The following is a 19749-nucleotide window of genomic DNA, read 5'->3' as shown; positions in this document are numbered from 1 at the left end:
CGCCACCGGCAGTAAGTGCTGGGAGAAATAACTGACGTACTGAATAAACCCCCGCGGCTTGCGAGGGGTTTATTCACTGCGGTTACTTCTTGAGCAGTTAGTGCGGAAGGCCGGTGGATTCGAAACTCAGTTCCCGTACGACGACGTGTGGCGGCGTTGCGAGAACGAAGAGGATCGCCGAGACGACGTCGGCCGGAGACATCAGCGCTTCGCGCTTGACGGGCCGGTCACCCCAAAAAGGAGTGTCGGCCCCTCCCGGCGAAAGGTTGCTGACCCTGAGGTTTCTGTCTTTGATCTGTAACCCCAACGCGTCACTGAACATGGAAACGGCGGCCTTCGCCGTGCAATATCCGGGCGCCGTCGCGTTGGGACGTGAACCCGCCAATGAACTGACGTTAATGACGAGGCCCTTATTGTCGGTGAGCAGCGGGATTGCGTATTTGCAAGCCAAGAACGTACCCATGACGTTGACTTCCAGCATCTTCAGGAAATCGGCGGCCGGCATCTCTTCTATTTTGCCGGGTATTGATGTCCCGGCGAGGTTGATGACAGCATCGACGCCGCCCCATCGGGTACCGATCTCATGAAAAAAGCCGGCTACATCAGCTTCGGACGTGATGTCTGCCGCATAGGTGAGGAGGCCATCATGGCTGCCGCGCAGTTCGGTAAGTCGTTCTTCCGAGGTCCCCGTGGCCGCCACAACGGCGCCAAGCGCCACAAGCGCCAGAACCAATTCTCTTCCGATACCGCCCGTTGCGCCGGTGACGGCAACACGAACTCCACTCAATTGATCCGAGCGCAATGATAACTCCTGGGTAGTCTGGATGTCCTTGTCCAGTCTCCCCTCGCGCCTTGATGTCGAACCATTGCACCGGGGACTTTCTTTTGCACAATTCGACGATTACCCGGTGAACAGCCGATTGGCGCCAAGCAGGACGGCTCCGACCAGCCACAGGCGTAGGCCTGGACCATCGACAGCAGGGCCTATGACCGGCGGCCCGAAGCCTCTATCCTCATGACATGGGCGTTTGGGGAGCGTTTTCCTTGCCGGGCTCCCGCTTCAGTGGGCGGGACCAGGCCTTCCTGCGGGAAGATGCAGCACCACGGATGGGATGGGCGGGGGGCCCATGAACCCAGAGGACAAATTTCCGCCCCCGGACAATTACGCTGCCTTCATCGAGAGGTTGGACGACGCCGCAGCCCGTCTCAGCACACGGCTCCGATCCGTCATCCAGGCACTCGGCGCGGTCTCGTTGCTCGTGGAGAAGTACCAGGGTGCTTCCTTGAAATGGGAGCAACGCCGGACCAGGGTCGCCCTGGAACTTGACCGCTGCGCCGGCGAACCGGAGACATATGCCGCTCTGCGTGAACTCCACGCTACAGCTGTGAAAATGGTGGCACTTCACCACGCGCAGACAGAGCGCATCACCGAAAAGTTGCACCTGCTGCAAGACCACCGTGACGCCATCCACAAGTCCTTGGGTGAGCTGGAGGCCGGCAGGGCAAAACTGCAGGCGTCACGTGCAGTGTCGCAAGACCGGCACAACCTGAAAAGCGCCCTCTATGAACTTGCCGGCGCAAACGGCGCCGCTGCTACAACCCCGGACCTTGGATTGCTCAGCGATCTGAGGCAAGCCCGCGAAGCGGTCGTCCTGGCCGAAGCGCTCATGGAAGTGAAGGGACCCCGACCATGAAAGATTCAGCGCAACCACCATGCCCCAAGGACGCGGTCACAGTGGTTCATTGGGAAAGGAAGTCGGGCGACGAGCCAGTCATCAAGTTCGTGATCTTCGGCGTGCTGGGGTTGCTTTTGGGGCTGCTTCTGATGGTCTTTTCGCCCGCGTTCAGAAGCATCGGAGCCCTCGCCCTGTTCACGGTGGTCTTCGCAGGTCTTCTCACGATTCCTGTTATCGCAGCTCAGCGGAAGTTCATTCGGGGAATCGCCAAGAGGGTCAATGACACCATCGATGAGGTGACGGGCAGCTCCCGCTGCGGGCTCTCGGTGAAGCAACTCAACCGGATCATCAGGAGCGGCGAGTCGTGGCCAATCGCCGTTAGCGGAGTGCCGGGCCTGCGGCTGCAGGTACAGCGGGTCCTCGCGCGTGACGAAGATGCTCCGGCGAGGTGGCGCGCAGTGATCACGGCAGTCCATCCCCGGAACGGAATGTCCAGCTTCGACCGCTTGCTGGAAGCCGCGCTGAGCGGCGGGCAGGGGACCTCTGCCCATTCCCGGCGCGTTGAAGGTGCCCCTAGTGTGGGAGGTTCAAGGCAGTCCAACAGGGGGTAATGATGAAAAAGCTCAAAACGGTCCTTGCAACAGCGGTGGCGGGAATTTCCCTCAGTGCAGGGGCGCTGGTGATGGCCGCGCCAGCCCACGCTGATTACAACACCTACCAAGTGGTCAGGGCCACCAACGCTGCGTGTTCAGCAGAACTCCGTGCAGCGATTCAGGCTTATGGGGGGTCGGTAACTGCGGTTACTCCGTGCCACTGGAACAAGTACCAGCGGATGTACATCGGCAGCTTCGGTTACAACTACTAAGCTGCCCACCGCCGAAGGTTCAGCCGTCGGCAGGTGAAAGGCGGTCGCCGAAACCGGCGGCCGCCTTTCCTTGGGGCAAGACGCTCAATCAGGCCTCGACGTCGGCCGTGACGCGCTCGCCGTTGAAGTACTCCAACTGCCAGCCGTCGGTGACGTGGTGGTGGGCCAGGTTTAGCACCGCGTTCTGGACGCTGTCCAAGGTGCGTCCGATCGCGCGGCTGAGAGTCAGTCGGATCAACGTGCCGTGCGCGACCACCAGGACGCGCTTGCCGGCGAATTCTTGAGCGAGTTCTTCCAACGCTGCGATTCCTCGATCGGCGGCGGCTTCGTCGCTTTCGCCGTCGCGGAAACCGCCCGGGATGCGCAGGGCCTCCAGTTCCGGGCCGGCCTGCAGCCCTTCGGCGGGTCCAAAGCTGCGTTCAGTCAGCTCAGGAACCAGCCGTGCAACCTTCAAGCCAAGGCCTTCGGCGATGATCTCCGCAGTTTCGGCGGCACGGCCCAACGGCGAGGACACCACGGCGTCCCACGGCTGGTCCGACAGGAAGGCGACGGCTTCGCGCGCCTGGCCGCGACCGACGTCGTTCAGCGGAATATCGGTGGACCCTTGCAACCGGCGCTCCGCGTTCCAGTTGGTCTGGCCATGGCGGACGAGGGCGAAAGTTGTGAGGGTCATGCCTTCCATTGTGCCCTGCGTACCTGCGGGACCGCAGTTCCGTACGTCACGCAAGGAAGCGCACGACGGCGGGAGGTCGCCGTCGGGCGTTCAGCGGTGCCGCAGTTCGTCCAGCAGTTCCGTGACGAGGGTGGGTTGCTCGGCAATCGCGAAGTGGCCGCAGTTCGGCACTGTCATGGTCCTGACATGCGGCCCAGCGGAGGCCAGCTGATCAAGATCGGATGGGGGAGTGAACGCATCGCTGTCCCCGCGGATTGCAAGGATGGGACACCTGATGCCGTTCCACTGGGCAAAGTCGTACTGCGCCACGGCCCGCGTTGCTGCGCAGAAGGCCCGTGGGCGGGCGTTGCGTCCCAACCCGCGGATGACGTCCGCCGGAATGGCCGCAGGGTCCGCGAAGAGGGGCGACAACAGCAGCCGCATCAGTGGAGTGGCGCCGACACCCCGGATCAGGGCCAGGCCCCAGGCACCCGGGGCTGCCATGGCACGCATGAGCAGGAGCATCCCGACAAACCACGGCAGCGTCGCGAGCCCGCGCCACGGATGCCGGACAGAGTGGGCAACGCCGAAGGCCGTGGGCGATATAGCCGCAACGCTGCGTGTTTGTTCAGGCCACGCCGCAGCAAGATGCAAGGCAATGACGCCACCCATGGAGTGGCCCACCAGGTTCCACGTGCGGTAACCGAGGCTGTCCAGAACCTCGACCACGGCACCCGCCATGGCCTCGACGGTAGCGGACTCCAGCCGCGCATTTACGGTGGAGTCACCCCAGCCGGGCAGGTCCAGGAGGATTTGGTCGCGTTCACGGGAGCCGGGGAGCAGTGGTTGGAAGGTTGTCCACGATCCCGCGGCACCGTGGAGGTAGACGTCGGCGATGTGGTCACGCCTCCTCGGGGCTTCCTGAACGCGTACAGCGCACGGACCCAGTTGGGTGGGAATCACCTCCCGCCTAAAAACTGCGCTGCCCGGTAGGGACGCTTCCTGCAGAACTTCCGTGATCACCTGCTGCTCCTGGTCTTTGCAAGTGATTCGGAGCAGCGGGCGTTCTGGATCGGCGCGGTGGTTTCAGGCGAGTGATGGGTCCTTTTGGTAAACCGTGCGCCCGCCCAGCACTGTCCGGAGGACCTTCGCGTCCAAAAGCGCGCGCGGGTTCTCCCTGGCGAAAACGTCGGTGTCCAGGACCACGAAATCAGCGTACAACCCAGCAGCCAGGCGGCCGATGTTGTGTTCCGCCCCGCACGTCCACGCCGAATCACGCGTGGCGTGCTCGATCGACTCCGCCAGGGGCAGGGCGAATTCCGGGACATTGGTTCCGGCCGCGGCGTCCAACGCCGAGGCCCGCGTGGTGGCCACATACATGTTGGGCAACGGTGCGTGCGGGGAGGTGGGGGAGTCCGTGCCAAAAGCCAGGCGGGCGCCGGCAGCCGTGATCCAAGGCCACGGGAAGCCGCGTTCCACGCGGTCGTCGCCCAGCTTGGCGCACCAGTTCTCGCTGATTGCGGGATCGGCGTGGACCGGCTGCATGCTCGCGGTGATACCCAGCGCGGCGAGGCGATCGACGTCGGCCCTGTCCACCAACTCCAGATGCTCAATGCGGTGGCGGCGTTCGCGGGGGCCGTTCTCCGCCACGGCGTGTTCCACGGCGCCGATGGCGATCCGCACGGATTCATCGCCGATTGCGTGCATGGCAACCTTCAAACCGGCAGCATCGGCCGCGGCAACCACAGGCGCGAGTTCTGCAAGGCTCCAGATCGGTTCCGCATTCGAACCATCGGCGTAGGGCATCCCGAGGGTGGCAGTGCAGCCATCGATGGTGCCGTCGATGATCACCTTGATGCCCACCACGCTCAGGAAAGGAGATTCATGCTCGACGGCGAGCGCGGCCGCCCGCTGGACCTGGGCGATGTTCTCCTCGGCCGATCCCGCGTTGTTTATCCTCCAGTAGGCGATGAGCCGGCTGGTCAGGGTGCCGTCTTTGTCCGCACGCTTAAAGGCCTCAAGGTCGGTCTCGTTGAAGCCCATGTCGCAGGCGGTAGTCACGCCTGTTTCGCGGTAGGCCTGCTGGACTGCGGCGATGCTGGCCTCGTGTTCGTTTTCGCTGACCTGGGCATCGAGGTAGGGGAGCACGATGTCGTAGAAGGCGTTCTCGTCGATGTAGCCGGTGGCGTGCCCGCGGGAATCGCGCTTGATGGTGCCGCCGTGCGGGTTCTCGGTGTGGTGGTCGATGCCGAGTTCAGCCAGCGCCGCAGTGTTGACCCACACGGAGTGGAAGTCGTAGGCGAAGGCGTACACGGGTTTGTCTCGAACTACGGCGTCCAGCATGGCCGCATCCGGCACGCCGCCCGGAATGGCACCGTGCAGCCAACCGGTGGCCAGGATCCGGTCAGCATCCGGGCGTTCGGTGGCCCTTGCCTTGATGCGTTGCTGGATCTCCTCCACGGATTTGGCTCCCCACAGGCTCACCTGTCCCAAGGCTTCTCCGGTACCGACGACGTGCGCGTGGCCGTCCACGAACCCGGGGACCACCAGGCGGCCTTCGAGGTCAACCCGTTCGGCGTCGGGCCGGAGTCGTTCGGCGGTATCGGCGTCGCCGACGTACAGGATGCGCTCGCCCTGGACGAGGATGGCCTCGGCCCAGCGGCGGGTATCGGAGGTGAAGATGCGGGCGTTGGTGTAGAGCTGGGTGGTCACGCTGCGTTGTCCTTGCTTTCGGGTGCTGCTTCGGCTGCTGCTTCTTCCGCAATCCGGCTGTCCAGGGAGCGGCTGACGTCCAGCAACAACTGGTTTTGGAGTTGGTGAAGGTGCTCGCTTTCCGGCTCCGGCCAGGTGGACAGCTTCACCAAGACGGTATCGGTGGCCGGGTCGATCCACAGGTACTGGCCGTAGATGCCGATGCCCGTGACGTTGCCGCGCTCGTTCCCCGTGCACCACCATTGACGGGTGTAGGAGCCGCGCGGGTGGATGGCCGTGAAAGAGGAGTCTTCCATGGCTTCGCGGTCCCCGCCGTTGAGGATGCTCCCCACCCATTCCGGGGAAACCACCCTGCCGAGGGGACCTTCGCCGTCGTCGAGCATTAACTGTCCCACCCGGGCGAGGTCCCGGGCGGTGCAGGAGACCCCACCGTTCGCGAAGCCGAAGCCGGCGGAATCCACGGTGATGGTGGCATCCCGGTCGGCGTCGAGTTTGGACCACAGATACGTGGACAGGGCCTCGGAGTAGCGCAGCCCTGTGACCCGCTCGATGGTCCAGGCCAGGACATCGGTGTTGGCCGAGCAGTACTGGAATTCGGATACCGTGCCGTTGCCGGTGAGCGTGGTCAGGAACGCGTAGGTGTCCTGGGGGTCTCCGGGGCGGCGGGTGCGCCACCCTGCGGAGCGGTCATGGGTTTGAACCTCGGAGGCTGGATCCACATAGTCCTCGCTGTAGTTGAGATGGATGGCCATATCCAGCACGTGCTGGATGGTGGGCCCGTCGTAAGCCGAGCCGGCGAGCTCTGGAACGTAGTCCACCACGCGGGCGGAGGGGACAATCTCTCCCAAATCGATCAAGGCCCCACCACGAGGCCACACATGGACTTGGAAACGCTCATCACCAGGTGCAGGTCATCCGGGGCGAAGCCGGGGCGGTAGTACTCTGCGATGACCTGGTTGTGGTGCAGGACCAGGAAGGCATCGGTATAGGTCTCTTCGAGCCGGCCCTTCAGGCCCGGGAGCCCCAGGCCGTCCAAGCTGTCAGCAGCCGCAACGGGAGTGTCCGGGAGGCGGCGGGAAACTGCCGCCGTCGGGACTATCTCGCCAAGGTGCGCGAACGTCCAACGGTTGTGCGGTCCTTCCTGCCAGGTGTCCAGCGTCGGCTGGTTGGTGGCGTCGGGATAGCGGGAAGGGTGGCGGCCGGTGGGGGCGGTCATGCGTGTGCTCCTTGGATGACGGATGGTGTGGTGGTGCTGCGGCGCAGGGAGGGGTTCAAGGCGACGTACACGCCCGCGGTGACGATCATGGAAACGGGCACGGACAGATCCAGGAAGCCCATGGCTGCCGAGATTGCTCCGGTCCATACGGCGTTGGTGAGGAAGAGTGAGGCAACGGCGGCGCCGAGGACCACCGCGAGCAAGCCGGGGATATGCCAGCCGCGGCTGTACCAGAACGGGCCGCCCGGTTTCTCGTTGAAAAGGTCTTCACCTTTGTATCGATTGCGGCGAAGGATGACGTCCACGGCGAAGATGGTCATGGTGGGGCCGGAGATCAGGACCAGCAGTTGCAGCATCAGGTTGACGGCGTCCAGGAGGCTGGTGGACATGACGAGGTAGATGGTCAGTGCTGCGCCGATGGCCCCCACCACGATGGCCGAAGGGATGCGCCTGATCGGGACGCCGATGGACTGGAACGCCATGCTGGCGGTGTAGGTGGTCATGCCGTTGAGCGAGATCGTGTTGATGATGACCCCCACCACGAAGATTGGTCCCAACCAGGCAGGGAGCAGGGCCAGGAGTGCCGACTCGATGCCGAGGTCCATGGCTGCTGGGCTGATGCCGGTGGCCAGCAAGGCTCCCACGGCCGTGAAGAACATGCAGGGCAACGCGCCGCCAAAGGCCGTGGCCGCGATGATGTGGGAGCGTTTGGTGGTCTCCGGGAGGTAGCGGGCCAGATCCGGGCTGTTGGTGTAGGAAAGCGGGGTGGAGGCCAGGATGGCGATCCCAATGGTCACGGCAGACCACAGCGGTGCTCCTTCCAATGGTGCCGGAGCCGCATATCCCCACTGCACGTGGGGCAGGACGAACACTGTGACCAGCAGGAAGATGGCCAGCAGCACCGAGGCCACTACGGGGTAGCTGCGGAGGATCAGGCTGTGGCCGAAGACAGCTACCAGCACGGTAACCGCGGCAACAACGATGGTGACGATCACCGGGCCGGCTACGGGATCCGTGAAGCCAAGCTGTGCCAGGAGTTCAGCGCCCATGAAGGAAGACGCGAGCCAGTTCAGGGCCAGGAAGACGGCGGAGATGAACCAGCCGAAGAAGGCGACGACCACCCTGTTGCCGCGGATCCCGTAAATGGCGCGGGTGATGACGGAGCCGGATGTTCCCGCGGCCGGGCCGCTGGTGGCCACGATCCCGGTGAGGATCCACGGAAGGCTGCCGGCGACGATGACCAGGAGGGCCTGCCACAGTTCCAGGCCGAGCAGGATCAGCGAGGCACCCACGGTGAAATTCAGGACGCTGACGTTGGGCGCCGCCCACACGGGGAAGAGATCGCGGGCGCGGCCGTGGCGCTCCGAGGTTTCGATGAGTTCGATCCCGCGGGTTTCGGGATGGGCAAGGGGTTCCGGGTAGCTGACCGGATCGGTGACATGGGGCTGGGACAACGCTGTTCCTCTCGGGCAAGGACCGGCTCACGACGATGGGATACCGGGCCATTGATGCTATTGGTCATGCGACCAACGTGCTATTGGTCACTAATCCAATAGACTGGGGGGCATGGTGTCAAGCCCCACATCCCAACGCGTTCGAAAATTACCTGACGAGCGCCGAGCCGAAATCCTTGCTGAGGCCGCCTCGATTGCCCTGGGTGAGGGGCTCGAACGGATAACCCTCCGCGCCGTCGCGGACCGCTTGGGTGTGCGGCCCGGCCTGATCAGCCACTACTACCCGGCCGCCGAGGATCTGGTGGTCGCGGCCTTTGTCCTGGCAGTATCGGAAGAGCGGGAAGAGTTATTTCCCGACGGCGGAACGCCCCTCGCGCGGATGGCCCACCTGATTTCCCGCATCGAGGGCGGCGGCGCCTTGGAACTCACCCGGCTGTGGCTCAATGCGAGGCACCTCTGCCGCTTCACGCCAGCGTTGGCGGATGCCATGCTGGCGCAGGAATACCTGGACCGGACCCGGCTCACAACCCTTATTGAGGATGGCGTGGCCTCCGGTGACTTTGCCGTGGAAGACCCGTTCGCGGCGTGCATCCGGATCTGGGTGGCGATCGACGGCGTCGGCTCCTACGTCAACAACCCCGGAACCTTCGACTATGAAGCGTTCATGCGGTTCGTTACCGACGTTGCCGAATGGTCCCTGGGCGTGCCGGCGGGTACGTTGCGGGCGGCGGTGGATCAGGTGCGCAAGGCCTGATTTCCGCCGTAACGCAGCACTCCGCATTGTTCTTCCCGTTCCTTAATCAGTATCCTGATGACTTATCTGGTGAAACCGGATGATGCTGTTCGGGCTCCTTGCCTGGGCCGCACGTGGCTGAAGCAGCTCGGCCGCGCGGCCATCGTGAAAGTTTGATTGACGGCATTGCTTGGTGACGCAAGGACAGCGGTTGGGTCCGAGGCTCCAGGTATGCCTGAAGGACGTGACATTCGTGGGCACCATTGACGAGGCTGTGGACTCCCCCGTCCCTGATTCCATCGACGACACACTTGACGGCCGCTACCAGCTGGGGCCCGTCCTTGGCCGGGGCGCCATGTCGGCTGTCTACCGTGCGACAGATCTGCTGCTGGGCCGCGAGGTGGCCATCAAGATCTTCCTGCCCGGCTCAGGCGACGAGTCATTCCGGGCCCGCCAGGAAAACGAGATGCGGCTCCTCGCCGCCTTTGACCACCCAGGGCTCGTGGCCGCATTCGATGCCGGCGTGGACACCAGGAACGACGAAGAGCGCGCTTATCTGGTCATGGAACTGGCGGAAGGCCGGGACCTGCGGGCCGTGCTGTCGGATGGACCGCTCACCGTTCCCGAAACCGCGCGCATAGGGATCCGGCTGGCCGGGGCCCTGTCCCAGGTTCACGGGCAGGGCGTCATCCACCGTGACATCAAGCCGGCCAACATTCTGGTATCCGACGACGACGGGCTGGGGAGTCGGTCAAGTTGGCGGACTTCGGTGTGGCGCTGGTGATGAACGACAACCGCCTGACCGCCACCGGATTCACCGTGGGTACGGCACAGTATCTGAGTCCCGAACAAGCCCAGGGTTTGCATCTGACCCCGGCGAGCGACATCTACTCGCTGGGCCTGGTGCTCCTTGAATGCCTCACCGGCAAGGCAGAATACCCGGGGACGCCCATTGAAACGGCATCAGCGCGCCTGCATCGTTCGCCACAGGTCCCCGTGGAATTGCCCGGCCCGCTGAGGGAGCTCCTGGAAGCCATGACGGACATGGATCCCGAAAAGCGTCCCGGCGCCCACCATGTGGAACAGTCGCTGGCCGAAGCAGGCATCCAGTCCGGCCGAAGGACTGCGTTGCTGCCGACAGTGCTTCCGAAACGCCCGAAACGCCCGCAGCGTTCGTCGACCCGGAAGCAGGCGACGGTCACCAGCATCCTTGACTTCGGCAGGCGTCGACCCAGGACGGCCAAGGGTGTCGCGGCAGCAGCAGTGACCATCCCGCTTGCGCTGCTGATTTTCTCGCAGGGCATCAACCCGTTCGGCAACAACACTGCCGATCCGTCACAGCCCGCAGATCCCGGTGTATCGCAGGCCGAGCCGCAGCCAAGCGGTCCTGCCGGCCCGGCCGCGCCCGTGGATCCGGTGCTCGCTGATCCGGTCCCTGCACAGACAGTGCCGGCAGGCACTGTGCCAGGTGAGACCGCGCAGGTAGAGGTTGTGGACCTCTCGGAGGCAACCCGCCCGGAGCAGGTTCCAGCGCCTGCCGACCAGCCCGCCGTTGACCAGGCGCCCCTCACGGGCAAGGACCTCGCGGGCCAGAAGAGCGAGGGCAAGAACGACAAGAAGTCCGAGAACGGAAAGGGCAACGGCAAGTAGTCCACGCGCTGGTGACCAACGCTCGACGGCGACCTGCCGCCGTCGTGCGTCAACTTCCGGAAGGGAAGCTCACTGCCACGGTGGTTCCGCCGCCCGGGGTTTCCGCGAGGGTGAGGTCGCCGCCGTGGGCTTTGGCGATGCTGCTGCAGGTGGCCAGTCCCAGACCGGAACCCGGACCATCGCCCTGCCTCCGTAGGCGCACCAACGGTTCCAAGACCTTGGCGCGGTCCTCGGGGCGATGCCCTTGCCGTTGTCCGCAACGTAGATGGTGGCCCCATGGTAATTGGAAACGCCGCTGATCCGGATCCGGAGGTCGCGTTCCGGGCTGCGGTAGTTCATGGCGTTGGACAGGAGGTTCTGCAGCAGGGTGCGGAGCTGGCCGCGGTCCGCGTGGAGCCTGAGCTCCTGGACCTCCACGATGCCATCGTTCTCGATGCCAAGGTCCCGGGCAACCTCCTCGGTGACCTCGCGCAGGGAAACGTGGGCGGGCTGGATGCCACCGCCCACGCGGGAGTAGCTCAGGACATCCTCCAGCATTCCGAGCATCCGGCGGCCGCTGGCACCGATCCGGTCCAGGTACTTTGCGGCGGTGCTCTGAGGTTCCACGTCGGGATCGTCCTCCACCAGTTCCACGTAGCCGAGGATGGTGGTCAACGGGATGCGGAGATCGTGGCTGACGCGGCCCGCAAATCCAGCGAGTTTGGCGTTGCTCTCCCTCAGCTCGGTGTAGGTGCGGTCCAGTTGGACGGTGCGGTGCTGCAGCTCGAGCAACTCCACTACTTGCTTGGCCAGGACCTCCAGCATGCTGACCTGTTCGGGGCGCAGCTCCTGGGTCTTATCGGAGAAAACACACAGGGTCCCGGGGACGAACCCGGACTCTGTTTGCAAGGGAACAGAGGCATAAAAGCGGACTTTGCCGATGTCCCCGGTGACAAAGGGATTGTCCGCGAAGCGCGGATCCTTGGACGCGTCCGCCACCACTGTCCTCTCGCGGGAGAGGAAAACCTTGGCGCACATGGAGTCTTCCCGGGAGCAGACCCCCGGGTCCACGCCCCAGGCGCCGATCTGGTGCTGGTACTCGGCGCTGATGATGTTGACTACGCCAAACGGTGCGCCGCACAGTTCCGTGGCCAGCCTCACGAGGTTCTGCAGGGCACTCATGACGGCGGCATTGGGCAGGAGGGTTGAATCCACGGCGGGATCAAGCCCATATTCCTGAAGTTCCAAGTCCCTGCCGGCGTCCTTCGTGAAGGACAGCTGCCCCTGAATTTCCGTCATAAAACAATCCCCCAAGAGTCTCGTGAATTCCCTGCCGATACTACCGGGAGGTTGGACCCGGTGGTTTACTGGAACGCATGACCGAGCAGGAACCGGCCACCGCCGCGTCTACTGACAATATCGATCTCTCCTTACGAACCCCGGCACAAAGGTCCCGCACCTTCACAGGGATCCTGGTCAATACAGCCATGGCCAACATCACCACGAGCTATCTCTGGTTCGCGCTGACCTTCTGGGTGTACCTGGAGACCCGCAACGTGATTGCCACGGGGGTGATCGGCGGCGCTTACATGCTGTTGATTGCCCTCTCCAGCATCAGCTTCGGCACCTTCGTGGACCGTTACAGGAAATTGGCCGTGATGCGGTTCGCCGCCGCGTTCACCCTGGTGATGTTCGTGCTGTCCGGGGTCATGTTCCTGCTGACACCCGAGCAAGCACTGCTTGACCTGACGCAGCCCTGGTTCTGGATCTTCACCATGATCATCCTGATCGGCGCGGTGGTGGAGAACATGCGCAACATCGCGTTGTCCACCACGGTCACCATCCTGATAGAGCCTGACCGCCGGGCCAACGCCAACGGGCTGGTGGGCATGGTGCAGGGGCTCATGTTCATTGTGACCTCGGTGCTGTCCGGATTGTCGGTGGGGTTGCTGGGCATGGGGTGGACCGTGGTTGTGGCCCTGGTGCTGACGGCGCTGGCCTTCGGACACCTGCTGACGCTGCGCCTGCCGGAGGAAGTACGGGCAGCCGCCTCCGACGCCGAAGGTGGATTCGACCTGCGGGGCTCCTGGGCCGCCGTTATGGCAATTTCCGGACTGTTCGCACTGATTCTCTTCTCCACGTTCAACAACTTCATCGGCGGCGTCTACATGGCGCTGATGGACCCCTACGGCCTGGAAATGTTCTCCGTGGAGATGTGGGGAACCGTCTTCGCCATAGGAGCCACCGGCTTTGTGGTGGGCGGCGCGCTGATCGGCAAGTTCGGCCTCGGACCCAACCCCTTGCGGACCATGCTCATCGCAGTGGGGCTGATGGGCCTCATTGGTGCCGTGTTTACGCTGCGTGAATGGGCCTGGCTCTACATCGTGGGGATCTGGCTGTACATGGCGTTGGTTCCCGTCGTGGAAGCAGCCGAACAGACCGTCATCCAGAAGGTGGTTCCGCTGCCCCGCCAAGGAAGGGTGTTCGGCTTCGCCATGGCATTCGAGTCGGCGGCCGCACCCATCACCGCGTTCCTCATTGCCCCGATCGCCCAGTTCTGGATCATCCCGTACGCCCGTTCGTCCGAGGGGGCAGCACAACTGGAACCGCTGCTGGGCGAAGGGATTTCCCGCGGCATTGCCTTGGTGTTCCTGGTGGCCGGCCTCATCATGATTGCCGTGGCACTGCTTGCCTTCCTGACCCCGGTCTACCGGCGGGTCTCGGCCTCCTATGCGCAGACAGCCGCAGAGGAGTCCGAGAACGCGGACTCTCCAGCGGCGGGCTGAGCTGATGATGCCTGGCCTGCCGGAGCGGGAACCCGCACGGGGGCAGCCCCACAGAGAGGGAGATACTTCCATGGCTGAGAAGGATCCCTGCGATTACGTCATCGGATTCGAGACAGGCGATGTCATGTTCCTGGCATGGAAACCTGGTGTCCGCATCGAAGCAGCAAATGCCCTGGCCGCCGTGGAGGCTGTGAATGAGCTCGCCGCCGGCAGCAGGTATCCCCTTCTGGTGACCATGGCGGACACAGCCCATCTCAGTCGTTCAGCCCGCGACGTTTTCGTTGAACCCTGTGCTGCCTCCAGGATTGCCCTGCTGGGAAACAACCCCGTGGACCGAATGCTTGCCGACTACCAGTTGGCCGTCCAAGAACCGCCATGCCCCACGCGCTTCTTCACTTCGGAAACGGATGCGGTTGCCTGGCTCCGTAACCCCTCCGTGGAGGGGCAGGAGGACCACATCGTTTCCGGCGGAAGAGCCGCACCGTGACGGAACCGGCGTCGGACATCACAACCCGGCAGCCCGCCATAACCCGACAGCGCCGCTTGGCGAACGAGTCCGAAGCCCTCCTGGCCGCAGCCTCGGCGGCGGTGGTCGCTGGACTCGCAGCATTGCTCATTTTTTTCGGCCGCACTCCACCTCTGTGGGGAGGCGTCTCCGTGGGGCTGGTGACGGCGGGGGCCATTCTGGTACTCGGGCTGGTGGCGGCGTTCACCGGCTACTGGCGCTCGCGGTACCTTCCGGATCAACGCTGGCGGCTGAGCCTTCCACCGTGGAAGTTCATCGTGGACGCATCAACGGTGGCCTTGGTCCATGCCCTGATCGCGGCGATCGCCACCATCGCCGTTTTCCTGTTGCTGCAGCGGAGCTTCCAGGGACTCACGGTTGATATCTTTGCGGCGACCGTGGGGATGGCCGTTGCCTCCGGCCTTGCCGCGTACTGGATCTACCTCTCGGTGTATGACATCAGCACCCGCAAGCTGTCCGGACTCCTGGTGCTGTTCATGGTGATGAGCATTGTGGCCAGCATGGCGACGTCGCAGGACCCCAAGTGGTGGGAGTACCACTTCAGCCAGCTCGGAACTTTGGGCGGAGCTTCCAGCGGCCTGTTCAATCTGTCGTTGATTGTTGCGGGCTTCTTCATCACCACTTTCGCCGTGTATTTGGACCGGGATCTTCGCTCCCTTATTGCCCAGGGGGTGCTGGTCAACCCGTGGAGCGCGGGAGTCTGCTCGGGTGCGTTCGTGGCCATGGGGTTGCTGCTGGCAGGGGTGGGCGTGGTCCCGCTGTCCGTCAGTTTCCTGATTCATACGCTGTTTGCCTCCGGGATGGCCGTGGTGTTCATCGTTTTGCTGCTTGCTTCGCCGTTCATGCTCCGCGGACTTCCCGCCGGTTCTTCCTGGTGTGCAGCAGCTTCCTCGCCGCCCTGATTTTGTCACTGGTGCTGTTCTACCCGGTGGGCTATTTCAACCTCACCGCCTTCGAACTCATTGCGTTCGTGATCATTTATGGTTGGATCGCGGTCTTCATCCGCCTCCTGGACGCCCTCGCCACCGGGAACGACTGATGCCGACCGGAGAGGTCGGGGCCGAGAGGCGCGCGCTGCGGGTCTCGCTGTGGGTGTCTGCTGTCTCCGCGGCAGGGGCACTCATCCTGGGTGTCCTCAGCGGGACCAGGATCATCGTGTTCGACGGCGCCTACATGGGCATTGGCCTGGTCCTCACCGCGATCTCCTTGAAGGCATCGTCCGCGTCCGCCGGTGGTCCCACGCGTCGTTTCCCGTTCGGGCGTGATGCCCTGACCCCGTTGGTGGTGCTGATCCAAGGTCTGGCGGTGGCCGGGACGCTGCTGGTGGCTGCGGGTGATGCTGTGGTTGTCATACGCGACGGCGGTTCGCCGGTCAGCGCCGCCATCATCGCGATCTACGGGGCTGCGACGGCGGCCATTGGTTTCGGCGTCGCGGCGTGGATGGGGCGGGCCGCACCTGGCTCAGACTTGGTGGTGGCCGAAATCGCGCAATGGCGTGCCGGGGCCATCCTCAGCGTCATGATGCTCCTGGGTGCCGCGGTGGCATTGGTCCTGCAGAACCTGGGGCTGGACGATGTTGCCCTTTATGTTGATCCGGTCCTTGTCCTGGTGGCCTGCCTGATCCTTGCGTACATCCCCCTCGGGTTGATCCGGACCGGGTTGAACGAACTACTGGAGGGTGCGCCGTCCCAGGAGCTCGATGCTGCCATCACCGACGCAGTGCAGGGTGTCCGAAAAGAGTTCGGGCTGGGGGAACCGCTCATACGCTCCGGAAAAGTTGGGCGGAAGCTCTACGTCGAGGTTGATTTCGTCGTCACAGGCGCTGAATGGAACGTGGGCGAAGAAGACGCTGTCCGTCGGGCCGTTGCCAAAGCCCTGGAGCCTCTCGGCCTGGACGTTTGGGCCTATGTCGCGCTCACGGCCGCCCCCGAACTCTTCGAATAAACAAACTCATCCCCCGCTTCGGATGAGAACTCCATAACCCCCTATCCCTCGTCAGGGAGGTATGGAAGTATCGGCAAATGGACCAATATCTGTGGGTGTTGAAGCAAGATCAACTTGATTTGATTCGCGAATTGGAGCCAGCCAGGCTTGAGCTCCTCGATGAGGAAGGCCTGCTGAAACTGCACAAACGGGTTCGGCGGGCCCGCAACAAATACACCACCAACTATCGACGCAAGGCCGCTGACGAGGTCTTGGAGGCCGGCGGCCGCGGGGCTGCGTCCAACAAATCCGACAAAGCCCGGGCCCGGGCGTTCGTGTTCGAGGAAGCACTCTCGATCGTGAGCACGGAACTGGCCCGGCTGGCCCACGAAGCCGCAGAAGCCCTGAAGGACGAACGGCTGGAACGCGCCAGCGCCGGAAAGTCCGCAGGGCCTGCTTCGTCTGGTGCAGGGGCCAAATCCGGCGCCGGTTCGGGCCGGGCCCGCTCCCATCAAAAGACCACGGGCGGCGTGAAGCGCGACGCTTCCAGCCGGTCCCAAGGCGCCCAACGCCAAGCCAAGAAGGACTCGCGCTAAGGCGCCCACCCTTAAAGGCGGCAAGCCCACGACGGCGGCAGGTCGCCGTCGTGCGCTGTTCGCCTTTGCGTTCCTCCAAACGGTGGGTCAGGCGGTAAACGCCAGGTCCTCCAGCCTCACCGGGAACCGCAGGGCTTCGCCACGGGACAACCGCAGTGCCTCGTTCACGGCGCTCGCCGCCATGCGCTCCAGCTCATTGCCCAACGACCCCGCCACGTGCGGGGTGAGCAGCACGTTGGGATGCGTGTAGAAGCGGGATTCGGCGGGCAGCACCCACGGGGTGGTCACGTCGAGGATCGCGTAGAGGTCGCCGCGCTCCACCCGCGCGAGCAATGCGTCCTGGTCCACCAGCTCGCCGCGGGAGGTGTTGATGAACGTGGTGCCCGGTCGCATCCGCTCGATCAACCCGGCGTCCATGAGGTTCCTGGTGGACGGCAGCGACGGCGCGTGGAGACTGACCACATCGCTGCTTGCCACCAGCTCCTCCAAACTGGCGAGCCCGACGCCCAGGACAGCCGCTTCCTCGGGGGAGAGGTAAGGATCCGCCACCACTACCTCCAGCTCGTACGGAGCCAGCAGCCTGATGACGTGACGGCCGATCTTCGAGGCCCCAATGATGCCCACGCGCTTCCGGTAGTTGCCCATGTCCGGGAAGAGTTGCTCAGCCAGGACATCGGTGCGGGTGGCGTGCAGGGACCGGGCGATCTGGAGGACGCGCTTGTTGGCGAGGATGATCATGGCCACGGTGTACTCGGCCACCGGGATGGCGTTGGCGTCCGCTGCGGAGCTGACCTGGATGCCGCGTTCCCAGCAGGCGTCACCGATGTGGTGTTTGACGCTGCCGGCAGCATGCAGGACATAGCGCAGCCGGGGTGCGGCATCCAGGACGGTGTGGTCGATCATCGGGCACCCCCAACCGGTGATGAGGATGTCGGCCTCCCTCAATACGGCGCGGCCTTCCGGAGTGGTGAAGTCCTGGACGGGGTCACGGCTCAGCAGCGTCAGCGCGGGCTCCAAAGGATCCAGGCTCCTGGGCGGAAACACCGCCCGTGCCGTGTGGGCAGGCATGGCCAAGGCAACATTCAAGGTCACTTGACGCTCCCTGCGGTGAGGCCGGACTTCCAGAACCGCTGCAGCATGACGAACGCGAGCAGCAGCGGGATGATCGAGAGCAGCGAACCCGTGATGACCATGGGGGTGAATTCGGGCTGGGGGATGGAATAACCCTGCCAGATGGAGATGCCAACGCTGACGGGCAGCAGCTTCTGGTCCTGGAGCATCACCAGCGGGAGCATGAAGTTGTTCCAGACGCCCACAAACTGGAACAGGGCGATGGTGATGTACCCGGGCATCATCATGGGCAGGCCCAGCGAGAAGAAGGACCGGATGGGACCGGCTCCGTCAACACGGGCTGCCTCCAGGGTCTCGGCGGGAACATAGGCCGCCGAGTACACCCTGGCCAGGTACACCCCGAACGGGTTGCAGAGCACCGGGATGAGGATGGCCCAGATGGTGTTGGTGATGCCGAAAACGGAGGCCAACAGATACATGGGCAGAACCGTGGCCGTGTTGGGAATCAGCACGCCCACCAGGACGATCCCGAAGAACGAGTCCTTGCCGCGGAAGTGGAATTTATCGAACGCGTAGCCGGCCATGACGGAGATGAGGCCGCCAAGGATTGCTCCGAAAGCGGCGTAGAACATGGAGTTGGCCATCCAACGGAGGAACATCCCGCCGTCCTGGTTCAGAACCGCCAGGACGTTCTCGAAGAAGGCCGGCTCACCAAAAGCGTAGGCGGCTGTTCCGTAGAGATCCGCGGTGTCCTTGGTGGAGGCAAAGAACAGCCACACCACGGGAAGCACCATGTAGGCGCAGCCCAGGATGAGCAGGGCATTCACGGTGAACGTACTCGCGAAGCCGCCGTTGCGGGCGTGCCGGCGCCTGGTCTGTGACGGTGCCTGCCCTGTAACCGGGCGGTGGATCGTGGAGGTGCTCATGCTGTGTTCCTTGAACTGAAGCGGGTCACGGCCCAGGACAGGACTGCGGCCATGAGCGCGATGATGATGGAGGCAGCCGCAGCCTGGTTGAGGTTGTGGCGGTTGAACGCGGCGTCGTAGGCCCACATGTTGGGCACCCACGTGCTGGTCACTGATGCCGTGGCCTTGGAGATGATGTTCGGCTCGGTGAAGAGCTGCAGCGTGCCGATCACGGTGAAGAGCATGATGACGCTCAGCGCCGGGAGGATCAGGGGCAGCTTGATGCTGATGGCTGCACGGATCTCGCCGGCACCGTCTACGCGGGCAGCTTCCAGGATTTCCCGGGGCACTGCCTGCAGCGCGGTGAAGAGGACAATCACGTTGTAGCCCGTCCACTCCCACACGGCGATGTTCACGATGGAGGGCAGGATCAGCTGGTTGTCCAGGAAGTTCAGCGAGATTCCGCCGGTTTCCAGGACTGAGACGATCGGGCTCACACCGGGCGTGTAGAGGTAGGCCCAGATCAATGCGGCGATGACACCGGGCACTGCGTGGGGGAGGAAGACGAGCAGTTGGAACAGTTTCCTGGCCCGCGCGACGGCCGAATCCAGCAGCAGCGCGAATGCCAGGGCGCCGCCCACCATGAAGGGGATGTAGAGCAGGCAGTACAGGGCGAGGCGTCCGATGCCGCCAACGAAGCTCTCGGACTGCAGGACCTGGACGTAGTTTTCCAAGCCCACGAACGCGGTCTTGGCCTCACCGAAGCCGAGTCCGGACTTCTGCTGGGCGAAGAAGCTGAGCACCATAGCGTAGATCACTGGCGCAACCATGGCGAGGGCGAAAATGGTGAAGAACGGCGTCAGGAACAGTGCGGCTGTGCGGCCACCGGTTCCGGACATTGCGCGGGGTTTGCGCGGTTTTCGGGGTTCGACGGCGTTGGTTGGCTCGGGCAGTGTGGGTGAAGTGGATGCTGTGGCATGGATGGACATGATGGTTCTCCTCGCT

The 19749-nt window shown here is 63.9% G+C and carries 20 protein-coding genes and 2 pseudogenes; 12 read left to right on the top strand and 10 right to left on the bottom strand.

The genetic code is table 11. The features are described from left to right. Positions 1 to 97: 97 nt before the first annotated feature. A complete protein-coding gene (locus CGK93_RS21960; RefSeq protein ID WP_157731941.1) occupies positions 98 to 802 on the bottom strand; it encodes an SDR family oxidoreductase in 705 nt (234 codons plus the stop codon). A 325-nt stretch (positions 803 to 1127) separates the two neighbouring features. On the opposite strand from CGK93_RS21960, the gene CGK93_RS21955 reads away from it, so the two are divergent. The 3 genes from CGK93_RS21955 to CGK93_RS21945 are packed head-to-tail and all read left to right on the top strand — an operon-like array spanning position 1128 to position 2541. Next, positions 1128 to 1694: a hypothetical protein gene (locus CGK93_RS21955; RefSeq protein WP_089596680.1), complete on the top strand. Its 567-nt coding sequence runs from the start codon at positions 1128 to 1130 to the stop codon at positions 1692 to 1694. Beyond that, on the top strand, positions 1691 to 2287 hold the full coding sequence (locus CGK93_RS21950; RefSeq protein ID WP_089596678.1) for a hypothetical protein: 597 nt from the start codon (positions 1691 to 1693) through the stop codon (positions 2285 to 2287). Before CGK93_RS21955 ends, CGK93_RS21950 begins: the two co-directional genes overlap by 4 nt. Positions 2288 to 2289: 2 nt before the next feature. Continuing rightward, positions 2290 to 2541: a hypothetical protein gene (locus CGK93_RS21945; protein WP_089596675.1), complete on the top strand. Its 252-nt coding sequence runs from the start codon at positions 2290 to 2292 to the stop codon at positions 2539 to 2541. Positions 2542 to 2629: 88 nt separating this feature from the next. On the opposite strand, the gene CGK93_RS21940 is transcribed toward CGK93_RS21945, so the two are convergent. The 5 genes and pseudogenes from CGK93_RS21940 to CGK93_RS21920 form a co-directional block, all read right to left on the bottom strand. After that, entirely contained in the window at positions 2630 to 3223 is a 594-nt protein-coding gene (locus CGK93_RS21940; RefSeq protein WP_089596674.1) for a histidine phosphatase family protein, read from the bottom strand. Between the two features lie 81 nt (positions 3224 to 3304). After that, entirely contained in the window at positions 3305 to 4216 is a 912-nt protein-coding gene (locus CGK93_RS21935; RefSeq protein WP_089596673.1) for an alpha/beta fold hydrolase, read from the bottom strand. Positions 4217 to 4279: 63 nt separating this feature from the next. Next, positions 4280 to 5905 (bottom strand): amidohydrolase, encoded by a 1626-nt coding sequence (locus tag CGK93_RS21930; protein ID WP_089596671.1) that lies wholly within the window; start codon positions 5903 to 5905, stop codon positions 4280 to 4282. Beyond that, positions 5902 to 7121 (bottom strand): annotated as a pseudogene (locus tag CGK93_RS21925) (serine hydrolase domain-containing protein). Before CGK93_RS21925 ends, CGK93_RS21930 begins: the two are co-directional and overlap by 4 nt. Continuing rightward, positions 7118 to 8575: a purine-cytosine permease family protein gene (locus CGK93_RS21920; protein WP_089596670.1), complete on the bottom strand. Its 1458-nt coding sequence runs from the start codon at positions 8573 to 8575 to the stop codon at positions 7118 to 7120. The pseudogene CGK93_RS21925 and the gene CGK93_RS21920 overlap by 4 nt, the downstream one beginning before the upstream one ends. 112 nt (positions 8576 to 8687) lie before the next feature. On the opposite strand from CGK93_RS21920, the gene CGK93_RS21915 reads away from it, so the two are divergent. From CGK93_RS21915 to CGK93_RS21910, 3 genes are all read left to right on the top strand, one after another. Continuing rightward, positions 8688 to 9329, top strand: coding sequence for a TetR/AcrR family transcriptional regulator (locus CGK93_RS21915; protein WP_089596668.1), 642 nt, complete (start codon positions 8688 to 8690; stop codon positions 9327 to 9329). Between the two features lie 232 nt (positions 9330 to 9561). Then, positions 9562 to 10092, top strand: coding sequence for a serine/threonine-protein kinase (locus CGK93_RS24455; protein WP_269768461.1), 531 nt, complete (start codon positions 9562 to 9564; stop codon positions 10090 to 10092). After that, positions 10092 to 10958, top strand: coding sequence for a serine/threonine protein kinase (locus CGK93_RS21910; protein ID WP_269768460.1), 867 nt, complete (start codon positions 10092 to 10094; stop codon positions 10956 to 10958). The genes CGK93_RS24455 and CGK93_RS21910 overlap by 1 nt, the downstream gene beginning before the upstream one ends. A 49-nt stretch (positions 10959 to 11007) precedes the next feature. Here the strand turns inward: CGK93_RS21910 and CGK93_RS21905 are convergent. Continuing rightward, a pseudogene (locus CGK93_RS21905) lies at positions 11008 to 12236 on the bottom strand (GAF domain-containing sensor histidine kinase). Between the two features lie 77 nt (positions 12237 to 12313). Here CGK93_RS21905 and CGK93_RS21900 point away from each other — a divergent pair. The 6 genes from CGK93_RS21900 to CGK93_RS21880 all read left to right on the top strand — a co-directional run bounded on the left by CGK93_RS21900 (position 12314) and on the right by CGK93_RS21880 (position 16768). After that, the gene (locus CGK93_RS21900) at positions 12314 to 13723 is read left to right on the top strand and encodes an MFS transporter (protein WP_089596666.1); all 1410 of its coding nucleotides are present in this window, start codon (positions 12314 to 12316) and stop codon (positions 13721 to 13723) included. A 70-nt stretch (positions 13724 to 13793) separates the two neighbouring features. Further along, the gene (locus CGK93_RS21895; protein WP_089596665.1) at positions 13794 to 14210 is read left to right on the top strand and encodes a DUF7793 family protein; all 417 of its coding nucleotides are present in this window, start codon (positions 13794 to 13796) and stop codon (positions 14208 to 14210) included. Next, positions 14207 to 15151 carry a hypothetical protein gene (locus tag CGK93_RS21890; RefSeq protein WP_089596663.1) on the top strand — a complete coding sequence of 315 codons (945 nt, stop codon included), beginning with the start codon at positions 14207 to 14209 and terminating at the stop codon, positions 15149 to 15151. Before CGK93_RS21895 ends, CGK93_RS21890 begins: the two co-directional genes overlap by 4 nt. Continuing rightward, positions 15124 to 15288, top strand: coding sequence for a hypothetical protein (locus CGK93_RS23705; RefSeq protein ID WP_157731937.1), 165 nt, complete (start codon positions 15124 to 15126; stop codon positions 15286 to 15288). Before CGK93_RS21890 ends, CGK93_RS23705 begins: the two co-directional genes overlap by 28 nt. Beyond that, complete coding sequence (locus CGK93_RS21885; protein ID WP_089596662.1) at positions 15288 to 16193, top strand: cation transporter; 906 nt, start codon at positions 15288 to 15290, stop codon at positions 16191 to 16193. The genes CGK93_RS23705 and CGK93_RS21885 overlap by 1 nt, the downstream gene beginning before the upstream one ends. A 95-nt stretch (positions 16194 to 16288) precedes the next feature. Next, positions 16289 to 16768: a hypothetical protein gene (locus CGK93_RS21880; protein ID WP_232481452.1), complete on the top strand. Its 480-nt coding sequence runs from the start codon at positions 16289 to 16291 to the stop codon at positions 16766 to 16768. 87 nt (positions 16769 to 16855) lie between these two features. Here the strand turns inward: CGK93_RS21880 and CGK93_RS21875 are convergent, their stop codons facing one another. The 3 genes from CGK93_RS21875 to CGK93_RS21865 are packed head-to-tail and all read right to left on the bottom strand — an operon-like array spanning position 16856 to position 19733. Next, positions 16856 to 17860, bottom strand: a complete 1005-nt coding sequence (locus CGK93_RS21875) for a hydroxyacid dehydrogenase (RefSeq protein WP_089596659.1) — start codon at positions 17858 to 17860, stop codon at positions 16856 to 16858. After that, positions 17857 to 18765, bottom strand: a complete 909-nt coding sequence (locus CGK93_RS21870; RefSeq protein WP_089596658.1) for a carbohydrate ABC transporter permease — start codon at positions 18763 to 18765, stop codon at positions 17857 to 17859. The genes CGK93_RS21875 and CGK93_RS21870 overlap by 4 nt, the downstream gene beginning before the upstream one ends. Then, positions 18762 to 19733, bottom strand: coding sequence for a carbohydrate ABC transporter permease (locus tag CGK93_RS21865; protein WP_269768459.1), 972 nt, complete (start codon positions 19731 to 19733; stop codon positions 18762 to 18764). The genes CGK93_RS21870 and CGK93_RS21865 overlap by 4 nt, the downstream gene beginning before the upstream one ends. Between the last annotated feature and the right edge of the window lie 16 nt (positions 19734 to 19749).

It is taken from the genome of Arthrobacter sp. YN (genome assembly GCF_002224285.1).
GTDB lineage: Bacteria > Actinomycetota > Actinomycetes > Actinomycetales > Micrococcaceae > Arthrobacter.
This window is presented reverse-complemented; position numbering and strand designations above follow the sequence as displayed.